Annotated in this window: 17 protein-coding genes; 9 read left to right on the top strand and 8 right to left on the bottom strand. The window is 75.7% G+C overall.

Annotation, left to right across the window (positions count from 1 at the left end; all coding sequences use genetic code 11):
* Positions 1 to 65: 65 nt before the first annotated feature.
* The 5 genes from OO54_RS05055 to OO54_RS05035 all read left to right on the top strand — a co-directional run bounded on the left by OO54_RS05055 (position 66) and on the right by OO54_RS05035 (position 13263).
* The gene (locus OO54_RS05055; RefSeq protein WP_033201647.1) at positions 66 to 923 is read left to right on the top strand and encodes a DUF4132 domain-containing protein; all 858 of its coding nucleotides are present in this window, start codon (positions 66 to 68) and stop codon (positions 921 to 923) included.
* Positions 920 to 5833, top strand: coding sequence for a DNA-binding protein (locus tag OO54_RS05050; RefSeq protein WP_033201646.1), 4914 nt, complete (start codon positions 920 to 922; stop codon positions 5831 to 5833). Before OO54_RS05055 ends, OO54_RS05050 begins: the two co-directional genes overlap by 4 nt.
* 370 nt (positions 5834 to 6203) lie before the next feature.
* Positions 6204 to 7358 carry an ATP-binding protein gene (locus OO54_RS05045; RefSeq protein WP_033201645.1) on the top strand — a complete coding sequence of 385 codons (1155 nt, stop codon included), beginning with the start codon at positions 6204 to 6206 and terminating at the stop codon, positions 7356 to 7358.
* Positions 7355 to 11281, top strand: coding sequence for a DUF5682 family protein (locus OO54_RS05040; RefSeq protein WP_033201644.1), 3927 nt, complete (start codon positions 7355 to 7357; stop codon positions 11279 to 11281). The genes OO54_RS05045 and OO54_RS05040 overlap by 4 nt, the downstream gene beginning before the upstream one ends.
* Complete coding sequence (locus OO54_RS05035) at positions 11278 to 13263, top strand: SWIM zinc finger family protein (protein ID WP_033201643.1); 1986 nt, start codon at positions 11278 to 11280, stop codon at positions 13261 to 13263. The genes OO54_RS05040 and OO54_RS05035 overlap by 4 nt, the downstream gene beginning before the upstream one ends.
* 56 nt (positions 13264 to 13319) lie before the next feature.
* Here OO54_RS05035 and OO54_RS05030 read toward each other — a convergent pair whose 3' ends face one another.
* Positions 13320 to 13916: a CGNR zinc finger domain-containing protein gene (locus tag OO54_RS05030; RefSeq protein ID WP_033201642.1), complete on the bottom strand. Its 597-nt coding sequence runs from the start codon at positions 13914 to 13916 to the stop codon at positions 13320 to 13322.
* A gap of 81 nt (positions 13917 to 13997) precedes the next feature.
* Here OO54_RS05030 and OO54_RS05025 point away from each other — a divergent pair, with 81 nt between their 5' ends.
* Complete coding sequence (locus OO54_RS05025; RefSeq protein WP_033201641.1) at positions 13998 to 15191, top strand: MFS transporter; 1194 nt, start codon at positions 13998 to 14000, stop codon at positions 15189 to 15191.
* A gap of 37 nt (positions 15192 to 15228) precedes the next feature.
* On the opposite strand, the gene OO54_RS05020 is transcribed toward OO54_RS05025, so the two are convergent.
* From OO54_RS05020 to OO54_RS05000, 5 genes are all read right to left on the bottom strand, one after another.
* The gene (locus OO54_RS05020) at positions 15229 to 16644 is read right to left on the bottom strand and encodes a cytochrome P450 (protein ID WP_234439652.1); all 1416 of its coding nucleotides are present in this window, start codon (positions 16642 to 16644) and stop codon (positions 15229 to 15231) included.
* A gap of 143 nt (positions 16645 to 16787) precedes the next feature.
* Positions 16788 to 17990 carry an MFS transporter gene (locus OO54_RS05015; protein WP_033201639.1) on the bottom strand — a complete coding sequence of 401 codons (1203 nt, stop codon included), beginning with the start codon at positions 17988 to 17990 and terminating at the stop codon, positions 16788 to 16790.
* Between the two features lie 223 nt (positions 17991 to 18213).
* Positions 18214 to 18537 carry a hypothetical protein gene (locus OO54_RS05010; protein WP_033201638.1) on the bottom strand — a complete coding sequence of 108 codons (324 nt, stop codon included), beginning with the start codon at positions 18535 to 18537 and terminating at the stop codon, positions 18214 to 18216.
* A 246-nt stretch (positions 18538 to 18783) separates the two neighbouring features.
* Entirely contained in the window at positions 18784 to 19245 is a 462-nt protein-coding gene (locus OO54_RS05005) for an ATP-binding protein (protein WP_033201637.1), read from the bottom strand.
* The gene (locus OO54_RS05000) at positions 19242 to 19664 is read right to left on the bottom strand and encodes an STAS domain-containing protein (protein WP_051786714.1); all 423 of its coding nucleotides are present in this window, start codon (positions 19662 to 19664) and stop codon (positions 19242 to 19244) included. The genes OO54_RS05005 and OO54_RS05000 overlap by 4 nt, the downstream gene beginning before the upstream one ends.
* Before the next feature lie 161 nt (positions 19665 to 19825).
* On the opposite strand from OO54_RS05000, the gene OO54_RS04995 reads away from it, so the two are divergent.
* Both OO54_RS04995 and OO54_RS04990 read left to right on the top strand, forming a co-directional pair.
* Positions 19826 to 20251 carry an STAS domain-containing protein gene (locus tag OO54_RS04995; RefSeq protein WP_051786713.1) on the top strand — a complete coding sequence of 142 codons (426 nt, stop codon included), beginning with the start codon at positions 19826 to 19828 and terminating at the stop codon, positions 20249 to 20251.
* Positions 20235 to 20708, top strand: a complete 474-nt coding sequence (locus tag OO54_RS04990) for an ATP-binding protein (protein WP_033201635.1) — start codon at positions 20235 to 20237, stop codon at positions 20706 to 20708. The genes OO54_RS04995 and OO54_RS04990 overlap by 17 nt, the downstream gene beginning before the upstream one ends.
* Here the strand turns inward: OO54_RS04990 and OO54_RS04985 are convergent.
* Complete coding sequence (locus OO54_RS04985) at positions 20656 to 21579, bottom strand: SigB/SigF/SigG family RNA polymerase sigma factor (protein WP_033201634.1); 924 nt, start codon at positions 21577 to 21579, stop codon at positions 20656 to 20658. The two genes, OO54_RS04990 and OO54_RS04985, sit on opposite strands and share 53 nt — an antisense overlap.
* Before the next feature lie 207 nt (positions 21580 to 21786).
* Between OO54_RS04985 and OO54_RS04980 the strand changes: the two genes are divergently transcribed.
* Positions 21787 to 22125, top strand: a complete 339-nt coding sequence (locus tag OO54_RS04980; RefSeq protein WP_051786712.1) for a DUF3040 domain-containing protein — start codon at positions 21787 to 21789, stop codon at positions 22123 to 22125.
* A 114-nt stretch (positions 22126 to 22239) separates the two neighbouring features.
* Here OO54_RS04980 and OO54_RS04975 read toward each other — a convergent pair whose 3' ends face one another.
* Positions 22240 to 22395 (bottom strand): hypothetical protein, encoded by a 156-nt coding sequence (locus OO54_RS04975; protein WP_033201633.1) that lies wholly within the window; start codon positions 22393 to 22395, stop codon positions 22240 to 22242.
* Between the last annotated feature and the right edge of the window lie 195 nt (positions 22396 to 22590).

The following is a 22590-nucleotide window of genomic DNA, read 5'->3' as shown; positions in this document are numbered from 1 at the left end:
CGGGGCCTGGACCCCGTGGTTCGAGCTGCGCGGAAACCGACGGGACAGGCGGAGGGGCACGGCCGATGGCGTGGCTGACAGCGGGTGAGGGGTACGAGATCACCCTTGAGGACGGGCGCGTGGTGGCACGGCGCGCCGGAGGACGGCAGCTGAAGACCCTGCCGAAGGCGCTGCGGGACGAGCCCGAGGTCGACCGGCTGCGCCGGCTCGCCGAGTGGCTGGACCGGCACGCGGCCGCGTGCGTGGCCCAGGTGGACACCTGGATGGTGTCCTCGCTCCCGGTGCCCACCGAGCTGATCGCCCGGGTGTGGCCGGACGAGGCGTGGCAGTCCGCGCTGCGCGACATGGCCGTGGTCGGCGACGACCCGGACGAGGTCGGCTTCCTGCGGGACGTCACCGCCGACGGCGAGCTCAAGGTCGTCGACCTCGACGGCGAGACCGTACGGCTCTCCCCGCGCACCGTCACCCTCCCGCACCCGGTGCTCCTGCCCGACCTCGACGACGTACGGGACTTCGCCGCCGAGCTCGGCATCACCCAGCGCGTGGAGCAGATCCACCGCGCCACCTGGGAGCGGCCCGGCACCGGGCGCAAGGAGAGCGCGACGGAGGTACGGGACTACGCGGGCGGCAAGTTCGCCTCCCGCTTCGGCCTCGCGGCCCGCGCCACAAGCCTCGGCTACCGGGTCTCCGGCGGCTACGCCACGTGCAAGGTGCGCGACGGCGGCCGGAGCACGGAGGCGTCGGTGTGGATCGGTGAACCGTACTGGGACGGCGAGTCGGAGACCGGCGGGCTGACCTGGCACGACGAGAACGGCCGCGCGGTGCGGCTGACCGAGGTCGGGCCGGTGGCCTGGTCCGAGGGGATGCGCATGGCCGCGGCGCTGTACGCCGGCCGCACGATCGAAGAGGGTGGGAACGCGTGACCAGCACGACCGCTGCCGACAACACGGAGCTGCTCAAGGCCGGAGCGGTGCTCCCGGCCGACGCCGAAGGCGCCGGCGCCTCGGCCGTCGCCATGACCGCGCGGACCTACCGCCACCCGGTGCTCGGGGAGGACCGGGTCGTCGTCCGGCTGACCGCCGACGAGCTCGGCCCCGCCGAGGACCTCGCCGCCGGCTTCCTCGGACTCGAACCCCAGGGGGAACCGGCCGTGGTGGGCCTCGGCCGGCGCAAGGAGCTGGGCTTCCCGGAATGGGTGCTCGTGCACCATCCGGAGGACGGGCACCACGCGCTGGCGGTCGTGCCCGAACTGGACCGGCTGGCCCGGCAGGCGAAGACCAAGCCCAAGGCCGCCCTCGACGCCTGCCACGAACTGGCCGGGCGGCTCGCCTCGGCCGTGCCGCACTTCCTGCCCGTCTTCTACGAGCAGTCCGCGCGGGTCTTCCTCGGCGTCGAGAACCCCACCTACGCCGGCCAGCTGTTCGGCCGCGCCCGCACCAGCGAGGCCCAGCACGGCCTCCCGGTCGACGAGGACCGGCTCGACGCCGTCTTCCTCGAGTTCGCCCTCGCCGGGGCACTCCCGGTGAAGGTCCTCGCCGGCTACGGCAAGGAGCTCGCGGCCCGGCTCACCCCCGCCGAGGCGTACGAGCGCTTCCGGCGCCTGTGCGTGCGGCGGACCGCCGGCGGCCTCGCCCCGTCCGCCCAGGCCGCCGTCGAACTGAGGCGCCTGGCCCGCGCCGCCGGCCTCTCCGGCAACGAGGCGGAACAGGAGTACCTCGCCGAACTCCTGCCGCTGCCCGCCACCCTGCGTGCGGCGAGCGGCTGGTGGAAGGCGCACCGCGCCGCACTGGTCGCACTGGCCCGCCGCGTCCCCGAGGTGCGCGGCACGCTCCTGTCGATGACGCCGCCCGGCGACGACGGCGAACTGAGCGACCTGTGGCTCGGCATCCTGGCGGAATCCGGAGCGGACGCGGGCCTCACCGACGCGGACGCACCGCCCGCGGAGCGCTGCCCCGACGGCACGGCGGGCTGGCTGGAGCGCTTCCACGCCGCCCGGCACAAGGGCTGGGGCCCCCGCCCCACGCCGCCCGCCCTCCTCGACCTGGTGAACCGGGCCGCCGAGCGGCTGCGCGCCGACCTGACGGCCCGGCCCGACGGCGAGACGTCCCTGCGGATCGGCGTCGAGGACGCGAACCTCCTCGACCTGCTCCTGTCCCTCGACCTTCCGGTCGCCGACCCGCGCCAGGACACCCCGAACCGGCGCGGCGACTCCCTGAACCTGTCGGACTGGGCACGCGGCGAACAGCCCCGGGACCTCGCCGCCCTCGCCGCCGACCCGCGCTTCCACCCCGCCTTCAAGCGCGCCGCGTACGCCTACAACGGCGCGTCCACCGGCTCGGACGTGATGCTCCGGCTCGCCGGCGCCACCGGCGGTCGCCCCATGCTCGCCGAATGGATGCGCGAGGTCGCCCGCGGCTCGGTGGCCGCGGGGCTGCCCGGACTGCCGCAGGCGATCGAGCGCCTGTCGTGGCTCCCCGCCGAAGCCCTCGCGCTCGCGCCCGAGGAGGTCGCGGCCGCGGCCGCCGCCGACCTCGGCGAGACCCTGGCACGCACCCTGCGCGGCGGCCTCTGGGAGGAACTCCGCTGGCCGGCCTGGGAAGAGGCACTCAGGGAACTCACCCCGACCCGCGACCACCGCGAAGGCCTCACCGTCGTCGAGGCCTGGCCCCACCTGATCGTGGCCAGTACGACCCAGGTGCGGGTCATCGACGCCGACACCACCGTGCTCACCCACGACCTGCGCGTGCCCACCGGGCGCTCCCACCGGTACGGCTTCCACTACGTGGACGGCGCCCTGCTCGTCTTCTGGAGCGACTACGGCCGCGGCGCCGAACTCCAGGCCTACTGGCACACCGCGCCCGACACGGTGTTCACCCTGACCGGCGACGTCGACTACTGGTCCCTGCGCACGCCGGGCCCGACCCTGCCACTGCCCGGCGGCGGCCGCGCCACCGGCGGCGGCGTCCTGCACCGCGGCGACACCAGGCTGCCGAAGGAACGCCCCCTGCTGTCCGACGGCACCTCGTACTGGGTGTGGGAGGCGGGCGAGCGGCACGACGAGGGCGGCTGGACCGAGTACGACCCCGCCGAGGGCGCCCACGGCCGGCGCTCCCAGCCCGGCTTCCTCGCCGACGCGCTCCGCCAGCACGCCACCGGCGCCGAGCTGAACGCGCGTTCCTCGTGGCTCAGGCCCGCACCGGCGGTCCAGGGCTCGGCCCTGGGAGCCCCCGCGGACGGACTGCTCGGCTGGCGCGTCGTACGCCTCCCCGGCAACGGCTGGCACGGCGAGGACACCACCGGGCGCGCCGTCACCCTGCCCGAGGGCTCCGACATGCCGCTCGCCGCCCTGACGTTCCCCGGCGACGACAGGCCGAGGGCCCTCACCCAGCAGTGGCGGAAGCTGTCCCTCATCGACCCGGACGGCGTCGTCACGACGACGAGCGACGGCGACCGGAACGAGCTGTACGGCACCGCGAGCACGACCCTGCCCCCGCTCTCCCACCTGTACGCGCTCCGCGCCCGCGACGCGGAAGGCTCCGCCGCGCTCCGCGCCGCCGACGCCGAGACGGCCGGCACCCTGCTGAAGGCGGCCGCCCTCGCGGAGCGCGAGGCGGACCTGCCGGCCCTGGTCGGCGCCGCGCTGCCGGCGGTCACCGCGCCCGAACTCGTCGCGGGCGTGGTGCGGGTGCTCCGCTTCGCGCTGCGCCAGCAGAAGGCGCTGGACGCCGTCGCCGCGCGCCTCGACCCGACCGCCGAACCCGCCGAGACCCGCGTCCAGGGTCCGGCCGACCGGCTCCTCGCCGAGGCGCTGAACGGCCTCGCGGGCACCGGCTACTACCGGGCGGGCGCCGACGAGGACGTGGCCCACCGCTTCCTCGCCGAGCTCGCGGCGGCACGCGCCGACACCGCCGCCACGGCGAAGCCGGGCCGCCTGCACTTCGACCTGCCGTCGCTGCCGTACTCCGCCCTGCCCTTCGCCGCCCTCCTCGACGAACCGGCCGCCCTCGCCTACCGGGCCGTCGCACCCGGCAGCGGTGACGAGCACCGGACCGCGCTGCTCGGCCTCCTCGGACAGGTCGACGCCCTGGGACTGGCCTCGGCGACGGGCTCGGCCGGCCACTGGCGCCGCGTCCTGGTCCACCTCGGCACCCCGCACCTGCACACCCCCGACGGCCTCCCGCGCGGCTCCTGGCACCGCTGCGTCCTTCCGCTGGGCGGCGGGGCGGCGCTCGGGATGACCGAACACCACGCGGACGTCGACGGCGGGCGCGAGTTCGGGGCGCTGCTCCACGACCCCAGCGGACGCTTCGACGTGCCCGGCCCCTACACCGTGCGCGGCGCCGCGCCGGTCGGCGACCGCACCCGCGGCACCGACTGGCTGACGGCCTTCCTGCGGGAGGCGACCACCCGTGCGGAGGCACCCTTCCTGCCGGCGGCGGCCGACGAGTTCAGCCGGCTCACCGGCTCCTCCGGCGCGCTGGCCCGCCTCGTCCTCGTGGGCATGCCCGGCACCGACAGGTGGGAGAACAACTTCCTGCCCGCCGAGCTCCGCAAGACCCTCGGCCTGAAGGTGGCCGAGGCGGCGCAGGCCCGCGACCAACTGCGCGCACTCCCCGTCGAGACGCGCCGGGCCGTCGTGGCCGCACTCCTGCCCGGCGACCCGGCCCGGCTCTGGACCGAAGGACCCGACGTGACGTCGGCCGCGGCCGAGTGGAACGCACGCGTCGGACGACGCGTCCCGGTGCCCGACTGGCTCGCCGCGGAGGCCGCCCGAGCCGCCCGCAGCGGCTGGCCCGTCCACAAGGCCCTGCCCGCGCTCCTCGACCCGGAGTCGTCACCGGAACTCGGCGCCGACGTGGCCTGGCACATCGAGCGCGACCGGCCGACGACCGTCGCCCCCGCCGAGGACCCCTTCAACGCGTCCGTGCTCACGGGCGCGATGAGCCTGACGGCCTGGCTGGCCTACCGGCTGCCCGCCGGCGACCCCCTGCGAGCGAGGCTTCCCGGGGCGCTCGACGCCGTGCGTCAACGCCTCGCCTCGCCCGAACTGCTGCTCACCGTGGGCCACTTCGTCTCCCTCCCGGACTTCCGCAAGGTCGCCGGAACCCCGACGGAGACCGCACCGGACCACGAGCGGTACGGCGCGGTGCTCATGGCCACACACGACGAGCAGCCCCAGCCGGCGCTGCGGCCCGCCCTCCTCGACTCCACCGGTTCGGACCCCTACCTGGCGGCCCTGCGCGGCCCGGACCAGCTGCCCGGCGCCGTCGAGTCGGCCCTGCGGCGCGCCCACGACCCGGCGTTCGCACGGCTCCTCGCCGACCCCGGCGCGCCCGCGGCCGGCGAGCCCGGCCAGGACGGCACCTGGTGGCCGCAGGACCCCTCGCGCTCGGTCCCCGAGCTCGTGCAGGAGGTCTCCCGGTCCCACGGCCTGGGAGCCGACGCGGCCGCGCTCTACCTGATGCTCCTCGCCCTGCCCGACCCCACCGACCGCAACACCGCGCGCTGGACCGGATGGAAGCCGGCCCGCCTCAAGGCGGCCCGCGCCGAACTCGCCGCCGGCGAGCTCGTGGTGACGGCCGTACGGGCCCGGGCCGGACGCTCGCTGTTCCTCCCCGGCGCCTGGGCGGAGCAGTCCGCGCCGGTCCTTCCGGTCGAACAGTGGAAGCTGCCCATGTACGGGACGGTGTCCGGCACCCGTCCGGTCCTCGGCGCACTCCTGCCCACCGAACCGGTCACGGAACTCTTCGCCCGCGCCTGGCAGCGGATCCTCGACGGAGACGTCCCGCGCTTCGAGGAGCTGAAGGTCCGGCGCACCAGACGCCGCCGCTGACAGCCGGCCGCCGCGGGCTGCGACGGGCCGCCGACGGGCAGCCTTCGCAGCCCGCTGCGGCCCGGCGCGGTCCGTCGCGGCAACCCCGAAGGCGGGCGCGCCGCGCCGGTCCTGCGGGCCCTGCGCCGGCCCCGAAAGCCCCGGCGCCGGCTCGCCCCGCGCTCGCGCGGCCGCCCCGCTCGGGCAGCGCCAGGAACCATCCGCCTGCCGCTCGCCCCGCGCTCGCGCGGCCTCACCCGTGCACCCGTAGTCGTCCACGCCGGTACGCGTACCGGCACTGTCCCCGCACACCCCGTCCCCGCACACCCCGTCCCCGCACACCCCGTCCCCGCACACCCCGACCCGTGCCTCATCCTGGAGGAAACCCCGCATGTCCGTCACCGAACAGTCCGTGCCCGCCCGGCAGGTCCAGCCTGCCGAGGAGCGTCACGCCGCCGAGCTCGCCTTCCTGGCCGCGCAGGACCCGGGCCCGCGCCCGCCCGGCTGGGCGCTGACGCCGCGCGCGGTGGTCACGTTCGTCTGCGGCAGCGACGGGGTGGAACTGGCCCTGCCCGGGAAGCGGGCGGGTCTGCCGTCGAAGCTGGAGATCGCGCCGAAGTTCGTCGGAGAGCGCGCGCTGGTGGAGCGGTGCGTGGTCACCCTGGCCGGAGAGCGCGGACTGCTGCTCACCGGAGAGCCCGGCACCGCCAAGTCGATGCTGTCGGAGCTGCTCGCGGCAGCCGTCAGCGGGACCAGCGCGCTGACCGTGCAGGGCACGGCGGGCACCACGGAGGACGCGTTCCGGTACGGCTGGAACTACGCCCTGCTGCTCGCCCAGGGGCCCACCCCGCAGGCCCTGGTCGACTCGCCGGTGCTGGCCGCCATGCGGACCGGCCGTGTGGTCCGGGTGGAGGAGATCACCCGCTGCCTGCCCGAGGTGCAGGACGCCCTGGTCTCCATCCTGTCCGACCGCCGGATCACCGTGCCCGAACTGACCGCGACCGAGGACGCGGTGGTCGGCGCGGTACCCGGCTTCACCGTCATCGCCACCGCCAACCTCCGGGACCGGGGCGTCTCGGAGATGTCCGCCGCGCTGAAGCGCCGGTTCAACTTCGAGACGGTGGACCCGATCGCCGACGCCGACGCGGAGGCCGTCCTGATCCGCCGCCAGGCCGTCGCCGCCGTGCAGCGGGCGGGCGCGGCCTTCGGGGTCGACGACGCCGTCCTGGACGCCCTCGTCACCGTCTTCCGCGACCTGCGCTCCGGCCGCTCCACCGAGGGCTGGGACGTCGAGCGGCCCGGCACGGTCATGTCCACGGCCGAGGCGGTCCAGGTGGCGGCGTCGCTGGGGGTCGCGGCCGCGTACCTGCCCGGCGGGGACGTCCTCGACCTGCTGCCCGGCCACCTCCTCGGCGTCGTCCGCAAGGACGACCCGGCCGATCACGCCCGGCTCCTCGGCTACTGGGACGGCCCCGTCCGCCGCCGCGCCGAGAACGGCTCCGCGATGTGGCGCCGGCTCTGGGACCTGCGCGGGAGCCTGCGGTGACGACCCTCGACCCCCGGTCGGCCGTCGAGGCGCTCGCCGCGTCGCGCGCGCCGTACCTGCTCGGCGTACGGCACCACAGCCCCGCGCTCGCCGCGGTCGTGCCCGCACTCCTCGACGAAGCGCGCGCCCAAGTGGTGTGCGTGGAACTCCCGGCCGACTTCCAACCCTGGCTCGGGCACCTGGCCGACCCCGAGACCGTCACCCCCGTCGCCCTGGCCGGCGCGGGCGACGGCGGACGCCTCTCCTTCTACCCCTTCGCCGACTTCTCCCCGGAGCTCGCCGCGGTGCGCTGGGCCCGGGCCCACGGGGCGGAGGTCGTCTGCTGCGACCTCCCCCTGACCGACCCCGGATGGTCCCTCCCCGGCACCGGCCCCGACGAGGAGGCCGACGACGGCGCCGACGCCCCGGCGGACGCCCGCGACACCTTCGCCGACGCCGGTCGGGCACGCCGCTCCTTCGCCGACGCGCTCGCCGCCGCCGGCACCGGCCGCGACGGCGACGACCTGTGGGACCGCGCCGTCGAGGTCCTGGCCCCCGGCTGCTCCCCGGAGGCCGTGCGCCGCGCCGCCCTGGGCGTCGGCTGGGCCCTGCGCGCCGACGCCGCCGTACCGGCCACCGACCTCGCCCGCGAGGCCCGCATGCGACAGGTCCTGGCCGAAGCCGCCGTCGGCGGCCGCCGGGTCGCCGCCGTGATCGGCGCCTTCCACGCACCCGCCCTGCTCACGGCTGCGGACCCGGCCCCCGGGACGGAGCCCGCGACGGCGGGTGCGGACGCGTCACCCGACGGGCTGTCCGACACGACGTCGGGGACGGACGTGCCCGCTACGGACCGCCCGGCCACGAGCGGTTCGGCCGCGGGCGGTTCGGCAGCGGACGAACCGACCACACCTGGCTCCGCCACGGGTGCTTCGGGCCCGGGCACCTCCGCCGCGCCCGGCCCCGCCACGGACCGCCCCGCCACGGACCGCCCCGCCGCGCCCGGCCCCGGTGCGGCTCGGCGGGGGCGTGGCGCCGCGGCCGCTCCGGAGGCTGCGGTCACGTCCTTCGTCCCCTACTCCTACGACCTGCTCGACTCGCGGTCCGGGTACCCCGCCGGAATCCGGGACCCGCTGTGGCAGCAGGCCGTGCTGGCGGCGGCGGGTGATCCGGAGAGGATCCGGGAGGCGGCCGCCGCCGCGGTGACCGGGCTGTGCAGGGAGCTGCGGCGAGCGGGGCACACGGCCGGCACCGGTGAGGCGGCCGAGACGCTGCGGCTGGCGTGCGACCTGGCGGCGTTGCGGGGGCTGCCCGCGCCCGGGCGGGGGGAGCTGCTCGAGGCCGTGACCACGGTGATGGGGCAGGGCGAACCCCTCGGCAGAGGGCGGGCGTTGGCCCGTGCCCTGGAGGTCGTGTTCGTCGGCACCGCGCGCGGACGGATCAGCCCGCACGCGCCGCGCTCGGGACTGGGCCCGTCCGTCGAGGAGGAGCTCACCGCGCTGCGGCTGCCGCGCCCGGACGAGCCCGAGGCCAGGGAGGTCAGGCTCGACCCGCTGCGTTCCGCGCTGGACGGCCGCCGCGAGGTGCTGCTGCAGCGCCTGCTGGTCGTCGGCGCCTCGTACGGGGAGCCCGTCGCGGTGGCCGGCACCGGCGACGGCACCGCGCTCGGCACCAAGTGGCGGCTGGCGTGGACCCCGTCCGTACCGGCGCGGCTCGACCTCGCCGGCGTGCGCGGAGTCACCGCCGCGCAGGCGGCCGCCGGCACTCTCGCCGAGACCGCGCGCCGCGAGGCGGCCGACGGCGGCCCCACCCCGGCCGGGATCCTGGCGGGGCTGGCCGCCGCCGCCCGCTGCGACCTGCCCGAACTGGTCGACGCGCGGCTGCGCGAGGCCTCCGCCGTCCTGCCCGACACCGCGGACCTGCCCGAACTCCTCACGGCCCTCGACCTTCTGGAGGGCATCCGGCGCGGCCACCACCCCGGCACCACGGAGGACGCCCGCGCCTTCGCCGGCGCACTCGGCGGTGAGCTGCTCGACGCCGCCGTACGGTCGCTGCCCGGCCTGGCCGGCAGCGACACCGCCGCGGACGCCGGGGCGCTGGTGGCCCTCGCGGACCGGACGGCCGCCCGCCGGCTGGGCCTCCGGCTGGACCGGGCCCTCGCCGAACTCGCCTCCCAGGCCTCCCCCCTGATGCAGGGCGCCGCCCTGGCCGTACGCGTCATGCTCGACCTGGACCCGGCGGCCGGGCTCGGCGAACGCACGGCCGGCTGGATCGACGGGGCGACCACCCCCGAAGCCCGACGGGCCCTGACGAAGCGCCTCGCGGGCCTCCTCACCGCCGCCGGCCCGCTGCTCCAGGCCTCCCCGGACGCGCTCACGCCCCTCCTCGACCGCGTCGACGGCCTGGCCGACCAGGAGTTCCTCGACCGGCTCCCCGCCCTTCGGGGAGGATTCGACGCGCTCGCCCCGGCCGCCCGCGACCGGCTCCTCGGCACCGTCACGGACCGGCTCGGCGACCGCCCCGACCTCTCCCTCGACGTGCCACCCGAGCTGCTCGCCCTCTGGACAGCGGCGGACGCCGCCGGGCTCGCCGCTCTGAAGACCCTGGCCCTGACCGGCCCGGACGCCTTCGGAGCGCCCGACACCCCGGCACGCGAGGCCTCCGCGGCGGACGCCGTCCCGGAGGAGTCGCCCGACGCCGGACCGACGGGGACGGCCCCTGAGGGTGCGACTCCCGGTGCCACGGCGATGACGGGCGCGGCCGTACCGACGGAGGCGGATCCGACGGCCCCGGCGACGACGGACACCGCGGATCCGACCGACCGGCGGCTCGGTCCCGCCGACCGGTGGCGGCTGCTCCTCGGCCGGCACAACGACCGGCTGACCGGAGACGCGCGCCGGTACGCCAGGGCGCTGGACGAGCTGTACGGCAGCGGGCGCGGTGAGGGCGCCGGCGACGCGGACGGCGGCGGATCCGGGCAGGGCGGGGGACAGGACGCGTCCTTCCCCACGGCGCGGGAGTGGTCCGAGGAGCTGGAAGCGCTCTTCGGGGCGGAGGTGCGCGAGGAGGTCCTCGCCGAGGCGGCCGACGCCGGGCGGTCCGACGTGCTCGCGCAGCTGGACCCGGCGGCGGTACGCCCCTCGGTGGAGCTGCTGCGCTCGGTGCTGTCCCTGGCCGGCGGCCTGCCCGAGGCCCGGCTCGCCCGGCTGCGGCCGCTGGTGAAGCGGCTCGTCGACGAGCTCGCCCGCGAGCTGGCCACCCGGCTGCGCCCGGCGCTCTCCGGGCTGGCCACCCCCCGTCCCGCGCGCCGCCCGGGTGGTCGTCTCGACCTCGCCCGGACCCTGCGCGCGAACCTCGTGCACAGCCGGCGGACGGACGACGGCCGTGTCGTGGTCGTCCCGGAACGGCCGGTGTTCAGCACGCGGGCGAGCAAGGAGGCGGACTGGCGGCTGATCCTGGTGGTCGACGTCTCCGGCTCGATGGAGGCCTCGGTGATCTGGTCGGCGCTGACCGCCGCCGTCCTGGGCGGTGTCCCGACCCTCTCCACGCACTTCCTGGCGTTCTCCACACAGGTGGTGGACCTCACCGACCGTGTCGAGGACCCCCTCTCCCTGCTCCTGGAGGTCCGGGTCGGCGGCGGCACGCACATCGCGGCGGGACTCGCCCACGCCCGGTCGCTGATCACCGTCCCGAGCCGCACCCTCGTCGTCGTGGTCAGCGACTTCGAGGAGGGCGCACCGCTCGCCGGACTCCTCGGCGAGGTAAGGGCGCTGGCCTCGTCCGGCGCGCACCTCCTCGGCTGCGCCGCCCTCGACGACGAAGGGGCGCCGCGCTATTCGGTGCCGGTGGCACGCCGGCTCGTCGCCGCCGGCATGCCCGTGGCCGCCCTCAGCCCCCTCGCCCTCGCCCGCTGGGTGGGCGACCGCCTCCGTGGAGATGCCCGTTGAGTCCCGAAGACCTCCCGCCCGTCGCCCCCGACGTCCTCGCCGAAGCCGTCGAGCAGCTCAGCGCACGCCTGCGCAAGAAGCTCGACGCCGCGATCGCGGCCTGCGCCGAGCACGCCACCGCCTCCGCCGACGGCCGCGTCACCGTTCCCTTCGGCGAGGACGCGGTGGTCACTCTGCGCCCCGCCCCGTCGGGCGCGGTCACCCACGCCGAACAGGCCGTCTGCACCTGCCTGCTGGCCCCCCGCTGCCTCCACAGGGCCGCAGTGCTCGGCGCGGCGCCGATCGCGGAGGCGGAGCCGCCCGGGGGAGCAGCGGAGGGCGCTGCCCGGGAGTCGTCCACCGAGGAGGACCCGGCACCGGCCGCGGGCGACGACCTGGTGCCGGCGGCCGATGCCGCCCTGGACCGGGCCGCCGAAGCCGACCTGGAGCCGGCCACCGGGAACGGTGGCACGCCGGGCGCGGAGGGCGGGCCGGTGCCCGGCGGCGGCGCTCCGGCGCGTACGACGGGCGCTTCCGCGGCGGCCGGCGTGCGTCCTGCCGTGGCCGGGGAGAACGCGCCGACCGCCCTCACCGCGGTCCAGGTCCGGGCCGCGACCGCGCTGTGGGAGGCGGCGGCGGAGGCACTGTCCGCGGGGGTGACGGCCGGTGGGGCGGTGGTGCAGGCGGAGCTGCTGCGGGCGGCGCACACCGCACGGCTGGCCGGGCTGCCCCGTGCCGAGGCGGCCGCGCTGCGGGTCGTCCGGGGGCTGCGGGCCGCGCGGCAGCGGGGGGAGGGGCAGCGCCTGGGCGACCTCGCCTCTGCCTTCCGGGAGTTGCTGGCGGACGCGGCCCTGTCGGCCTCGGGGGTGGCCGGTCCCGGGGCGGTCGGTTCGACCCGGCGGGTGTACGGCCAAGGGGGCAGCCTGCGGGTGTTCGGCCTGTGCCGGGAGCCCGTGCTGTCCGCCACGGGGTACGGGGGCGTGGTCACCCATGTCATGGGCCAGGACGGCTCCCGCTACACGGTGTCCGACGTGCGGCCGGGTGGTCCGGCCCGGGCCAGGGGCGCCGGCACGGCGTCGGTGGCGCTCGGCGGGGCGGTCCTCGACCACGCGGGGCTCGCCCGCGGGGGCCTGCGGATCGTGGGCGCGACCGTCTCCCCGGACGGGCGGCTCGGTGCGGGCCGGGGCGTGAGCGCGACGCCGCTGCGGGGGGTGGACTGGTCGGAGGAGCCCGTGGCGGCGCTGTTCGGCCGCCCGGTCCACGACGCGGTGGTCACCGCGCTGGACGGCCTCGCCCAGAAGGACGGGGATCGCGACCCCGGACTGCTCGGCTGCGACGTCGAGGTGGTCGGTGCGGCGGGGGAGTACCTCGTGGCCCGTGTCACCGGCGAGGGGCCGCTCCTGCGGCTGCGCCCGGCCCACCCCCACCCGGAGCTGCCGCACGCGGCCAACCTGCGCAGGATCTCCGGTCATCCGGGGCTCGCCCTGCGGATCCTCGGACGTCCCGATCCGGACCGGGCCGCCACCCTCCGGCCGCTGGCGGTCGGTCCGGTGCCGGGAGCCCCGTACACGCTGAGGCTGCCGGAGGAGTGGCTCGGCCGGGCCGACCTGGGGTACGACCGGCTCCAGGGCAGCCACTTCCCGCGCGAGGCGCCGGAAGCCGCCCCGCGCGGACCGGTGACGGCCGGCCCCGACGCGCTGGCGGACGCGCCGCTGTGGCGGGTGCGCCGGCTGCTCGAGACCGGTGTCGCGGGTGGGCGCCGCGCCCTCGCCGAGGCCGGTCGCGGCACGGACGCCGCCCTCCTCGTACCCCTGCGGCGCGCGGGACTCGGCGGGGCCGCCCACTTGGCGACGGCCCTCACCGCCGAGGCGGACCGACGGCCCCGCGACGCCTTCGGCCGCCTCACGGACGCCTCGGCCGACGGCTACGCCCGCGCCTGGCTCGCCTCGGCGGTCCACCTGGCCGCCGCCGAACGCGCGTTGGTCCTGGCCTCCTGGGCCTGACCGGCCAGGCCGCGCGGGGCGTGGGCCCGACCCGCTCCGGGACGGGGCCGCCGGTCTCAGCCGCCGCCTCCCTTGCGGGCGCGGAACGCGGCGGCCTTGGTGCGGTTCTGGCAGGCGGTGGAGCAGAACTGGCGGGCGGTGTTGCGGGACGTGTCGACGTAGACGCGGTCGCAGCGGTCGGCGCGGCAGACGCCGAGGCGGCCGGCGAGGCTGCCGCCGACGGCGAGCGCCAGGGCGGTGGCGCAGCCGGCGCTGTGGCCCGCGGCGAAGGAGTCGTCGGCGCCGTGGAAGTGCAGCTGCCAGGGGGTGCCGCCGTCCTCGTTCCCGGCGGGCGCGCGGTCCAGGCGCGGGCGGGCGCCGCTGTCGCGCAGGAGGCGGTTGACGGTGGTGGCGGCGAGGTCGGGGTCGCCGTCGTGCATGGCCTGGAAGACCCGGCGCATGGCACGGGCGGTGGCGGCCAGGTGCTCCGCCTCGGCGGAGTCGAAGGTACGCCGCAGTGAGCCCGCGGTGTCGGAGACGGCCGCTCCGACCGCTTCGGGGAGGTCGGCGCCGCGGGGTACGGCGTAGGGGCGGCCGCGGGACTCCCCGTCGGTCAGCGTGTTCACGAGCGATACGGCGTGTTCCAGCAGTACCGCCACGTGACTGTCGAACATCACTTGACCAGTCACTCCCTCGATGGTTAGCGTTCGTGACTGACAATAGTCGATTCGACAGTCACGCGCAGGGGTGGTGGCATGCCGCGGACCGTATGGCTCCTGGTGGTGGCGCGCGGGGTCAACCGCCTCGGTGCCTTCTCGCTGCCCTTCCTGACCGTGCTGATCAGCACGGACTTCGGGGCGGGCGTCACGACGGCCGGTCTCCTCTCCGCCGCCTTCGGGCTCGCGACGATCCCGTCACGGCTCGCCGGGGGCCGACTGGCGAGCCGCCTCGGCCGCCGTCGCACGATCGTGCTCGGCCTCACCGGATGCGCGGGCGCCCAGCTGGGCATCGCGACGGCCGGATCACTGGTCGCGGTGGCGGTCTTCGCCGTGCTCCTCGGCCTCGTCTTCGAGCTGTACGAGCCCCCGAGCCAGGCGCTCATCGCCGACGCGGTCGGCCCCTCCGAACGGGTCCGCGCCTACGGCCTGTTCAACGCCGCCCTCGCGGCGGGCGGCACCGGCGCGGGACTCGTCGCCGCCGCCCTGGGCCGCTGGGACCTGCGCTGGCTGTTCGTCGTCGACGCGGTCACCTGTCTCCTGTGCGCCCTGGTCCTGCGCGTCGCACTGCCCGCCGACCACGCCGGCCCCTCCGGCAAAGGCACGCCCTCCGACGACGCGGGCCGCGCCGAACAGGCCCAGCCCGTACACCCCTGGCGTGACCGGGCGCTGCGCGCGATGTTCCTCTCGGGGACGCTGTTCGCGCTGGTGACCACCCAGATCACGATGGGGCTGCCGCTGACCCTCGCGCGGCACGGCCTCGAACCCGCCGACGCGGGGCTGCTGTTCACCGCCTCGGCGGTGACGGTGGTCGCCGCCCAGCCGGCCCTGCGGCTGCGCCGCCTCACCGAGCTGTCCGACTCCGCGGCCATCGCGCTCGGTCACGTCCTCCTCGCGGCCGGTCTGGCCGGGTACGCGGCGGCGTCCACGATGACCGCGTTCCTGGCGGCCACGGTCCTGTGGAGCCTCGGCGACGTCCTCGTCCTCGGGCGGGTCCTCACCGTGGTGGCGGACCTCGCGCCGCCGGGCGGCGCCGACCGCTACCTCGCCGCGTACGGCATCAGCTGGGGCGTCGCGACGGTCGCCGCCCCGGTCACCTGCACCCAGCTGCTCCAGCACGTCGGCGTCGGCGCGCTCTGGGCCGGTACCGCGGGACTCTGTCTCGTCCTGGCGGCGGCACAGCTCCGTCTGGTGGAACCGCTCCTCAGAGCGCCGGCGGTGCCGGTCGCCTGAGTCGCGCCGCGGTACGGGAGGCGCCGGAGCACGCTGGTCAGGACAGCGGTTCCGCCGCGGGCTCGGGGGACGCGGATGCCGTGGTGCGTGGCCGTGCCCGCATGTGGAGGTCGCGGAGTTCGAGCGTCACGGCGGCGGCGAGGCGGCCCCGGTGGCCCGGCACGTGCTCCAGGCGCCAGCGGGAGGCGATGGTCGCGAGGGCGAGGGTGGACTCGACCATGCTGAAGGAGTCGCCGATGCACTTGCGGGCGCCCGAGGCGAAGGGGAGGAACGCGTGGCGGGGCGGCTGGGGGTGCGAGGGGGCCCAGCGGTCGGGGGCGAACGACTCGGGTTCGTGGTGCAGGTCGGGCCGGTGGTGGATGAGGTAGGGGCTGTAGGCGACGCTCGTGCCGGCCGGCAGCACGTACTCGCCGAGGTGGGTGTCGGCGGTGACCACGCGGGTGAAGAACCAGCCCGGCGGGCGCAGCCGCAGCGTCTCGTTGACGACGCGCTCGGTCAGCGGCAGGCGCGGCAGGTCCGCGTAGCCGGCCGGTCCGCCGTCCAGGACGGAGTCGACCTCGGCGTGCAGGCGCTGCTCGACCTCGGGGTGGCGGGCCACCAGGTCCAGCGCCGAGGACAGCGTGGCCGCCGTGCTCTCGATGCCGGCCAGGACGAAGGAGACGACGGTGTCGCTGATCTCGGCGCCGGTCATGCCGGGGCGGTCGTCCTCGGGGTCCTGCGCCGCGACCAGCGCCGAGAGCAGGTCGCCGTGGTCGGCGCCGTCGGCGCGGCGCCGGGCGATGAGGCCCTGGACGGTGTCGTGGAGGCGGGCGCGGGCGGCGAGGTGCGCGCGGTTGCCGGGGGTGGGCAGGCGGTCCAGCGGCGGGATCAGGAACATGCGCTGGTAGAGGCTCTTGACCACGGTGGTGACGTCGTCGACGAGCTGCCCGTGCGCGGTCGTGGGCAGGTCGTCGGAGAACAGGGTGGCGGTGATGATGCGGGAGCTCGTCGCCATCATCTCGGCGGGCACGTCGAGGAGCTGACCGGGCCTCCAGGAGTCGGTCGTCTCCTGGACGCAGGCGGTCATGGCCCGTGCGTAGTCCGGAAGCCGGGCCTGGTGGAAGGCGGGCTGCGACAGCCGCCGCAGCCGGCGGTGCGCCTGGTGCGGGCAGGACACCACGCCGTCGCCGATGACCTCGCGCAGCCGGTCGTACAGCGGGCCGCCCTTGTCGAACACGCGGTCGTCCAGCAAGGCCCGCCGGGTCAGTTCCGGATCGCAGATCACGATCATCTCGAGGGGACCGAGCCGGATGCGGACCAGGTCGCCGTGGGCGGGCAGCGACGTCAGGAACGCCAGCGGGTCCCGCAGCAGCGGCACGACGTGCCCGATCAGGGGCAGCCCGCGGGGAGCGGTGGGGATCGAGCGGAAGTCCTTCATGACGCGCTGCGGCTCCTTTTGACGGGGTTCGTTCACGCGTCGTATCTAGCGCAACCTCCAGGCGGCATATGCGTCCGCCCAGGGAACGGGCAGGTCAGCGGCCGTCACCCGGATGGCGGCCGGGTTGACGGTCGACGGCCCCGCCGGGGCCCGGCGCGGGCGCGGCCGATCGTGGTCCTTCAGCCCTGCTTCGCGGCTCCGGTCGGCACCGGGCGGCGGAGGAGGTACACGGCGGCCGAGGCGACGAGCAGGAGCATCGTGCCGGTGAAGACCAGACCGGCCCGTTCGAGACCGAGGGGGTCGGCAAGGAGGCCGACGCCGATCACCGGGATGGAGATGCCGGTGTACGCGACCAGGAACAGGGTCGAGATGACGGCCGCGCGCTGCTCCGGAGGCGCGGCTCCGGCGACGGCCGAGAGCGCGGCGCGGAAGGAGAGGCCCTGGCCGGCTCCGCCGACGACGGCGGCCAGGACGACGAGCGCCAGGAGGTCGGTGGCGAGCGCGCCCGCGAGGAACACCAGACCGGCGAAGAGCACGGCGCAGCCCAGGGGCAGCGACCGGGCCACGCCGACGCGGCCGACGGCGAGCTGCCCGGCGGTGGAGGCGAAGAAGGCCAGCGCGACGACCAGACCGCTCACGGCGTGGTTGTCGACGTGGAGGTAGCGGTCGAGGAACGCGGGGCTGACCGAGGTGAAGACCCCGAACAGGGCGAACCCCGCGAAGGCGGCGATCGCCGCCGGCACGAAGACCGGACGGACCTGTGCGGGCAGGGCCGGCCGCTGCGGCCGTACGGCGGTCAGGGGCCGCCGCTCCCGCACGGTCTCGGGCAGCCTCAGCAGGACGACGACCGACACGGCCACCAGGACGAGGTGCACCGCGAACGGCAGGAGCAGGGGCTCGGGGGCGTACTCCGCGAGCACCCCGGCGAGCAGGGGTCCGCAGCCCAGACCGCCCATGTTGGCGGCCGTCGCCACGAACGTCGCCCGGGACGCGCCGCCCGGCGGGGCCAGGTCCATGACGTAGGCGGTGGCGGCGCCGGTGAACAGGCCGGCCGAGAGACCCGACAGGAGCCGGCCCGCGTAGAGCCAGCCGAGGCCTTCCGCGTAGAGGAAGCAGAGGGCGCTGGCCGCCGCGAACCCGAGGCCCCACAGCAGGGTCGGCCGTCTGCCGATCGTGTCGGAGGCGTTGCCCGCGAGGAGCAGGACGCCGATGACCCCGAACGCGTAGACGGCGTACACGACGGTCACCGTCAGCTCGGAGAACCCGAACTTCTCCTGGTACAGGGGGTACAGAGGTGTCGGCAGCGTCGTGCCGGTCATTCCCACCACGAACACGGCCCCGGCGAGCAGACACCGGAGCCACCCCTGACGATCACCGACCATGCCGCCGACCGTATCCCCGCCGGCGGCCCGCGGCGCGGTGAAGCGACCCTCCGATCGGGTTCATCGCGAGGCGCGGGCGTGACCGCCGCCGCGGTGGGAGGCGGGCCGCGACCGCCTCCCGGGAGCGATCAGGCCGATCCGTCGGTCGGTGCGCCCACGACGGTGCCCGAGCGGACGACGACGGGCCGGCGCGCCCCGGCCGTCCGGGGCCGTGGCCGCCCGTTCAGTGACCCAGGGACCGCTTCAGCTCCGCCTTGTTCATCGAGGAGCGCCCGTGCAGGTTGCGCCGCTGGGCCTCGGCGTAGAGCTGGTCGTACGTCGGACCTTCCGAGCCGCTGTGCGAGCGCAGGCCGCCGCGGCGCGAGGAGGACATGTCCTCGGTCGAACTCTTGCCGGCGGTCTTCGACTCGCCGGCCCGGGCCCGTTCCTTGTTGACCGTGCGTGCCGCGATCTCCTCGGCGCGCTTCTCGCTCTCGCCGCGGTCCAGTGCGCTCTCCTTGATGTGCTCGTACTGCCGTTCGCGCTTGGCGTTCGATCCGCGGGGCATGGCCTCTCCTTTCGGGGCGGGACACATCGGCCTGTGAGAGGCGCGTGCCCCTTTCGCCCCGGAACATTCGAATGGGGGTGGCTCTCACGCGTAGACGGAGGCCGTCCTGACCGTTTCTGCGGGCTTCCGGGGGCGCCTCGCGGCGCCCTCGTGGATCGGTCACGCGGGCGCGGGCGCGGGAACTGCCGAGGCCGTGGGCCTGGCAGTGGATCCCCCGCTGGCAGTGGATCCCCCGGCGGCCCCGGGTCACCCCTCCACGGTGGGTCGGTCGTCATCTCCGAGCCCGGGGATCACGACCACCTCGAACCAGACCGCCTTGCCCTCGCCCCGAGGGAGCCAGCCCCAGGCGGCCGAGAGCCGCTCCAGGAGGTAGAGCCCGTGCCCCGAGGGGCGTCCGGCGCGATGACGCCCGTGCGGCCGCGGCCGCTCCGGGCTCGTGTCGCTGACCTGGACCCACAAGCGGCCATCGGTCCGGTCGAGGCACAGTTCGTACGGGACGCCGCCGTGGGTGTACGCGTTCGTGACGAGTTCGGAGACCAGGAGCAGGGCGTCGTCGACGGCGACGTGCCCGGGTGTGCCCGCCGGCCCGAACCATTCGCGCAGGGCCTGCCGGGTGAGGTCACGGCACTCCCGCACCGCCCCGGCGGTCTCCCCCAGCGCGTAGCGGCGGGTACGGCTGGGAGCGGGCGGTACGGGCCGGCCGGTCATGGGATGCGCCTGCCTGGCCCGGATGTCGTCATGCCGTCGTCGAGCGCGGCCTCGACGTCCTCGTACACCCGGAAGATCAGCAGCGCGCCGGTGACCTCGAAGACGCGGGCCACCGGAGAGCGCAGGCCGGACAGGTCCACCGACCCGCCCCTGGCGAGGTGTCGGAGCCGGGCCCTCAACAGCAGGTTCAGCCCGGTGGAGTCGCAGAACCGCAGCCCGGCGCAGTCCACGACGAGACGGGTCGCCTCGGCGTTCCTCCTCAGGGCGCTCCGCAGGGGCGCGGCCGTGTCGTGGTCGAGTTCCCCCTTCAGGAGCAGGACGGCGGTGTCGGAACGTCCTCCGGGGCGGCTCTCCACGGCAAGCCTCGCCGGCGCCGGGTAGGGGCCGGAAGGTGGGGGATCGCGGGGAGGTGTGGCCATGGCTCGTCCCTGTCGGTACTGGCCTGTCGAGGGGCCCCTGCCCCTGCCGCCATCGGGTATGCCCCACGATGCCCGCTCCGTCCGATCGCGTTCTGTGCCGGGGTCGTTTTCCTCGGAAAAGGGGTAAAAAGAGCGAAGGGTACGAGGGAGATGGTGAGTCCATGCGGGACGAAGAGCTGGTGGAGGAAGACTCCGGGCCGCTGCCCGACCGCTTCAGCGTCGCCGTCCGTCCCGTGGCGGGGGCGGACACCGTCGTCCTGGTGCTCGTGGGCGAACTCGACCGCGACGCGGTCGGTCGGCTGTGGGCCGCGATGGAGGAGTGTCCGCCGGCCGGAAGGATCGTCGTCGACTGCTCCGACCTGGGGTTCTGCGACTCGTCCGGGCTGAACGTGCTGCTCAGATCCCGTCTGCGGATGCTGGAGGCCGGCGGGGCCGTGGAGCTCGCCGGGCTGCGCGCGCCGGTGGACCGGATGTTCGAGATCACCGGCGCCCGGGGAGTGTTCCCGATGTACGGAAGTGTCGGTGAGGCACTGTCGGAGCGTGAGCGCGGCCACGAAGGCGGCGGAAGTCATGGCAGAGAGCTCTGAGGGCCCCCCGAGCCAGGTCCGCAGGCTCGGCCTCAACGGTACCCGGGGCGTGGTGGCCCGCTGCCGCGACTTCACCGCGGAGGCGCTGGCCGACTGGGGGTGGATCCCCCCGGAGACCGAAGAGGCGGGGGAGCGGGTGGAGGACGTGCTGCTCCTCGTGTCGGAGGTCGTCACCAACGCCTGCCTGCACGCCGGAGGCCCCGAGGAGCTGGTCCTGCGGCACGGGTACGGGCTGCTGCGGGTCGAGGTGGCCGACGCGAGCCCCGAGCATCCGCGTCGTCAGGCGCCCCGGTCGCCCGGTGTGCCCGGCGGGCACGGTCTGATGGTGCTCGACCGGCTCGCCGGGGACTGGGGTACCGAGGACAAGGCGCCGGGGGCGGTGGGCAAGGTGGTGTGGCTGGAGGTCAGCCGTCCGTCCCGTCCGCCGTGGCGCCGTCCTGGAGGAGGCCCTGCCTGAGCTCGCCGAGGATGCGGGTGAGGAGTCGCGAGACGTGCATCTGGGACAGTCCGATCCGGTGGCCTATCTCCGACTGGGTGAGCTCCTCGCCGAAGCGCAGTTCGAGGATGCGCCGGTCGCGGTCGTCGAGCCGGGCGAGCAGGGGCCGCAGCGACGTCAGTGACTCGACGAGCTCGTAGGAGGGCTCGGTGGTGGCCAGGTGGCGTCCGCTCGTACCGGAGACGGAGTCCTCGTCACCCGCCGGCGCGTCCAGGGAGCGGGCGGCGTAACCGTGCGCCGCGAGCTGGCCCTCGGCGACCTCCTCCGCGGTGACGTGCAGTCGCTCGGCCAGTTCCGCCTGGCTGGGTCGGCGGCCCAGGTCCTGTTCCAGGGCGTCGGCCGCCTTGGCGAGGTCGATCCGCATCTCCTGGAGGCGGCGGGGCACCCGGACGGCCCAGCTCGTGTCCCTGAAGAACCGCTTCATCTCGCCGACGATCGTCGGCAGGGCGAACGCCGAGAAGTCCACCGCGCGGTCGGGATCGAAGCGGTCGATCGCCTTGATCAGGCCGATCGTGCCGACCTGCACGATGTCCTCCTTCGGCTCCGCGCGGTTCCGGAACCGCCGGGCCGCGAACTTCACCAGGCTGAGGTTGAGCTCCACCAGGGTGTTGCGGACGTACGCGTACTCCGGCGTTCCTTCCTCCAGAGCCCGCAGCCGTGCGAAGAGCGCGACGGAGAGGGCCCGGGCGTCGCCCGTGGAGGTGGCCGTCGGACGGATCGGTTCGGAGATGCCGCCAAGCGCCGCCCGGCGCGTCGCGGCCCCCGGACCGCCCACCGGTGCGGCGGTGTGGTCGCTGAGCGTGACGGAGCCGTTTCCGGCGACGGTGGACATGGAATGCTCCTTCGACGGTGGCGTTGGGCCTGCGCCGCGGTGTCGATGGAGGGGCGGCGGGGTCCGTCGGTCGAGCGCCTGAAGGCATGATGCCCGTTATTGCATGGTCTGACACAGTTCTGGGGGAACCTACCGGTGTGATGCGATGGCGTCGGCCGTCGATTCCGGTTCTCATGGAAGGACAGGGATCGGGAGGAGGTGTCCGTGATGGACGAGGCCCGACTCTCGGCGCGAGAGCGACGCGTTCTGGCGGAGATCGAAGAGCAGCTGGACCATGACGAGCCGCTGGCCCGCCGGCTGCGCACGATGCGACGAGGTCCCACGCTGAGACGGCCCTCGCTCACCGGCCGCCACCGCGTCCGCGCCCTCGGCGTCGCCGCGCTGGCAGCCGCGACCCTCGTGCTGCTGGTCCTCGCGGTGGCCACCGAGGCCCCGGTGCTGATCTGGCTGTTCGCGGCCGTCTGGGTGCTGACCCTCGTCTCCGTGCTGAGCCTCGTCGTCCGGTGGTCCCGCAGGCGGTCCGTCGACTCGCGGAAGGCCGGGTGAGGGCCTGCCCGGTCGCCCACACCCCACGACGTGCCCGCGCCCCGGACCAAGTCCGGGGCGCGGGCACGTCGTTCGAGCGGGGGCCGATTCACCGGCGTTCGAGCGGGGGCCGACTCACCAGCGGTACCAGCGGCCGCTGCCGCTCCGCATCAGGAAGCCGAGCAGCCACAGCACGAGCACGGCGATGGCGATGTACCAGAGCACTTCGACGGCGAAACCCGCGCCGAACAGCACCAGGATCAGAAGGAGTACGAGAAGAAGGGGAACCATGGCGGCACCTCCACTGCCTCCGAGGCCTGCCGGTCGTCCTCGGCGCGAGGGCACTCGGTACGTCCGCGCTTGCCCCCTCTCCCCGGGTTCATGCACGGCGATCGGCCACTACGGTTCCGAAGCCGGGCGCCACGACGTTTGAGCCGCGCGTACGGGGTGAGGCGCAGGAGTGGCGGGGGGTTCGACGCCGGAGAG

The sequence above is a fragment of the Streptomyces wedmorensis genome, assembly GCF_000716445.1.
In the GTDB taxonomy this organism is placed as follows: domain Bacteria; phylum Actinomycetota; class Actinomycetes; order Streptomycetales; family Streptomycetaceae; genus Streptomyces; species Streptomyces wedmorensis.
Note: the sequence above shows the minus strand (reverse complement) of the source record. Positions and strands in the feature narration are given on the sequence as shown.

Coding starts and splice junctions, on each gene's coding strand:
- OO54_RS05000 (WP_051786714.1), bottom strand. CDS start 19,664: ATGGCCACACCTCCCCGCGATCCCCCACCTTCCGGCCCCTACCCGGCG.
- OO54_RS05055 (WP_033201647.1), top strand. CDS start 66: ATGGCGTGGCTGACAGCGGGTGAGGGGTACGAGATCACCCTTGAGGAC.
- OO54_RS04975 (WP_033201633.1), bottom strand. CDS start 22,395: ATGGTTCCCCTTCTTCTCGTACTCCTTCTGATCCTGGTGCTGTTCGGC.
- OO54_RS05025 (WP_033201641.1), top strand. CDS start 13,998: ATGCCGCGGACCGTATGGCTCCTGGTGGTGGCGCGCGGGGTCAACCGC.
- OO54_RS04995 (WP_051786713.1), top strand. CDS start 19,826: ATGCGGGACGAAGAGCTGGTGGAGGAAGACTCCGGGCCGCTGCCCGAC.
- OO54_RS05045 (WP_033201645.1), top strand. CDS start 6,204: ATGTCCGTCACCGAACAGTCCGTGCCCGCCCGGCAGGTCCAGCCTGCC.
- OO54_RS04980 (WP_051786712.1), top strand. CDS start 21,787: ATGGACGAGGCCCGACTCTCGGCGCGAGAGCGACGCGTTCTGGCGGAG.
- OO54_RS05005 (WP_033201637.1), bottom strand. CDS start 19,245: ATGACCGGCCGGCCCGTACCGCCCGCTCCCAGCCGTACCCGCCGCTAC.
- OO54_RS05030 (WP_033201642.1), bottom strand. CDS start 13,916: ATGTTCGACAGTCACGTGGCGGTACTGCTGGAACACGCCGTATCGCTC.
- OO54_RS05010 (WP_033201638.1), bottom strand. CDS start 18,537: ATGCCCCGCGGATCGAACGCCAAGCGCGAACGGCAGTACGAGCACATC.
- OO54_RS05015 (WP_033201639.1), bottom strand. CDS start 17,990: ATGGTCGGTGATCGTCAGGGGTGGCTCCGGTGTCTGCTCGCCGGGGCC.
- OO54_RS04990 (WP_033201635.1), top strand. CDS start 20,235: ATGGCAGAGAGCTCTGAGGGCCCCCCGAGCCAGGTCCGCAGGCTCGGC.
- OO54_RS04985 (WP_033201634.1), bottom strand. CDS start 21,579: ATGTCCACCGTCGCCGGAAACGGCTCCGTCACGCTCAGCGACCACACC.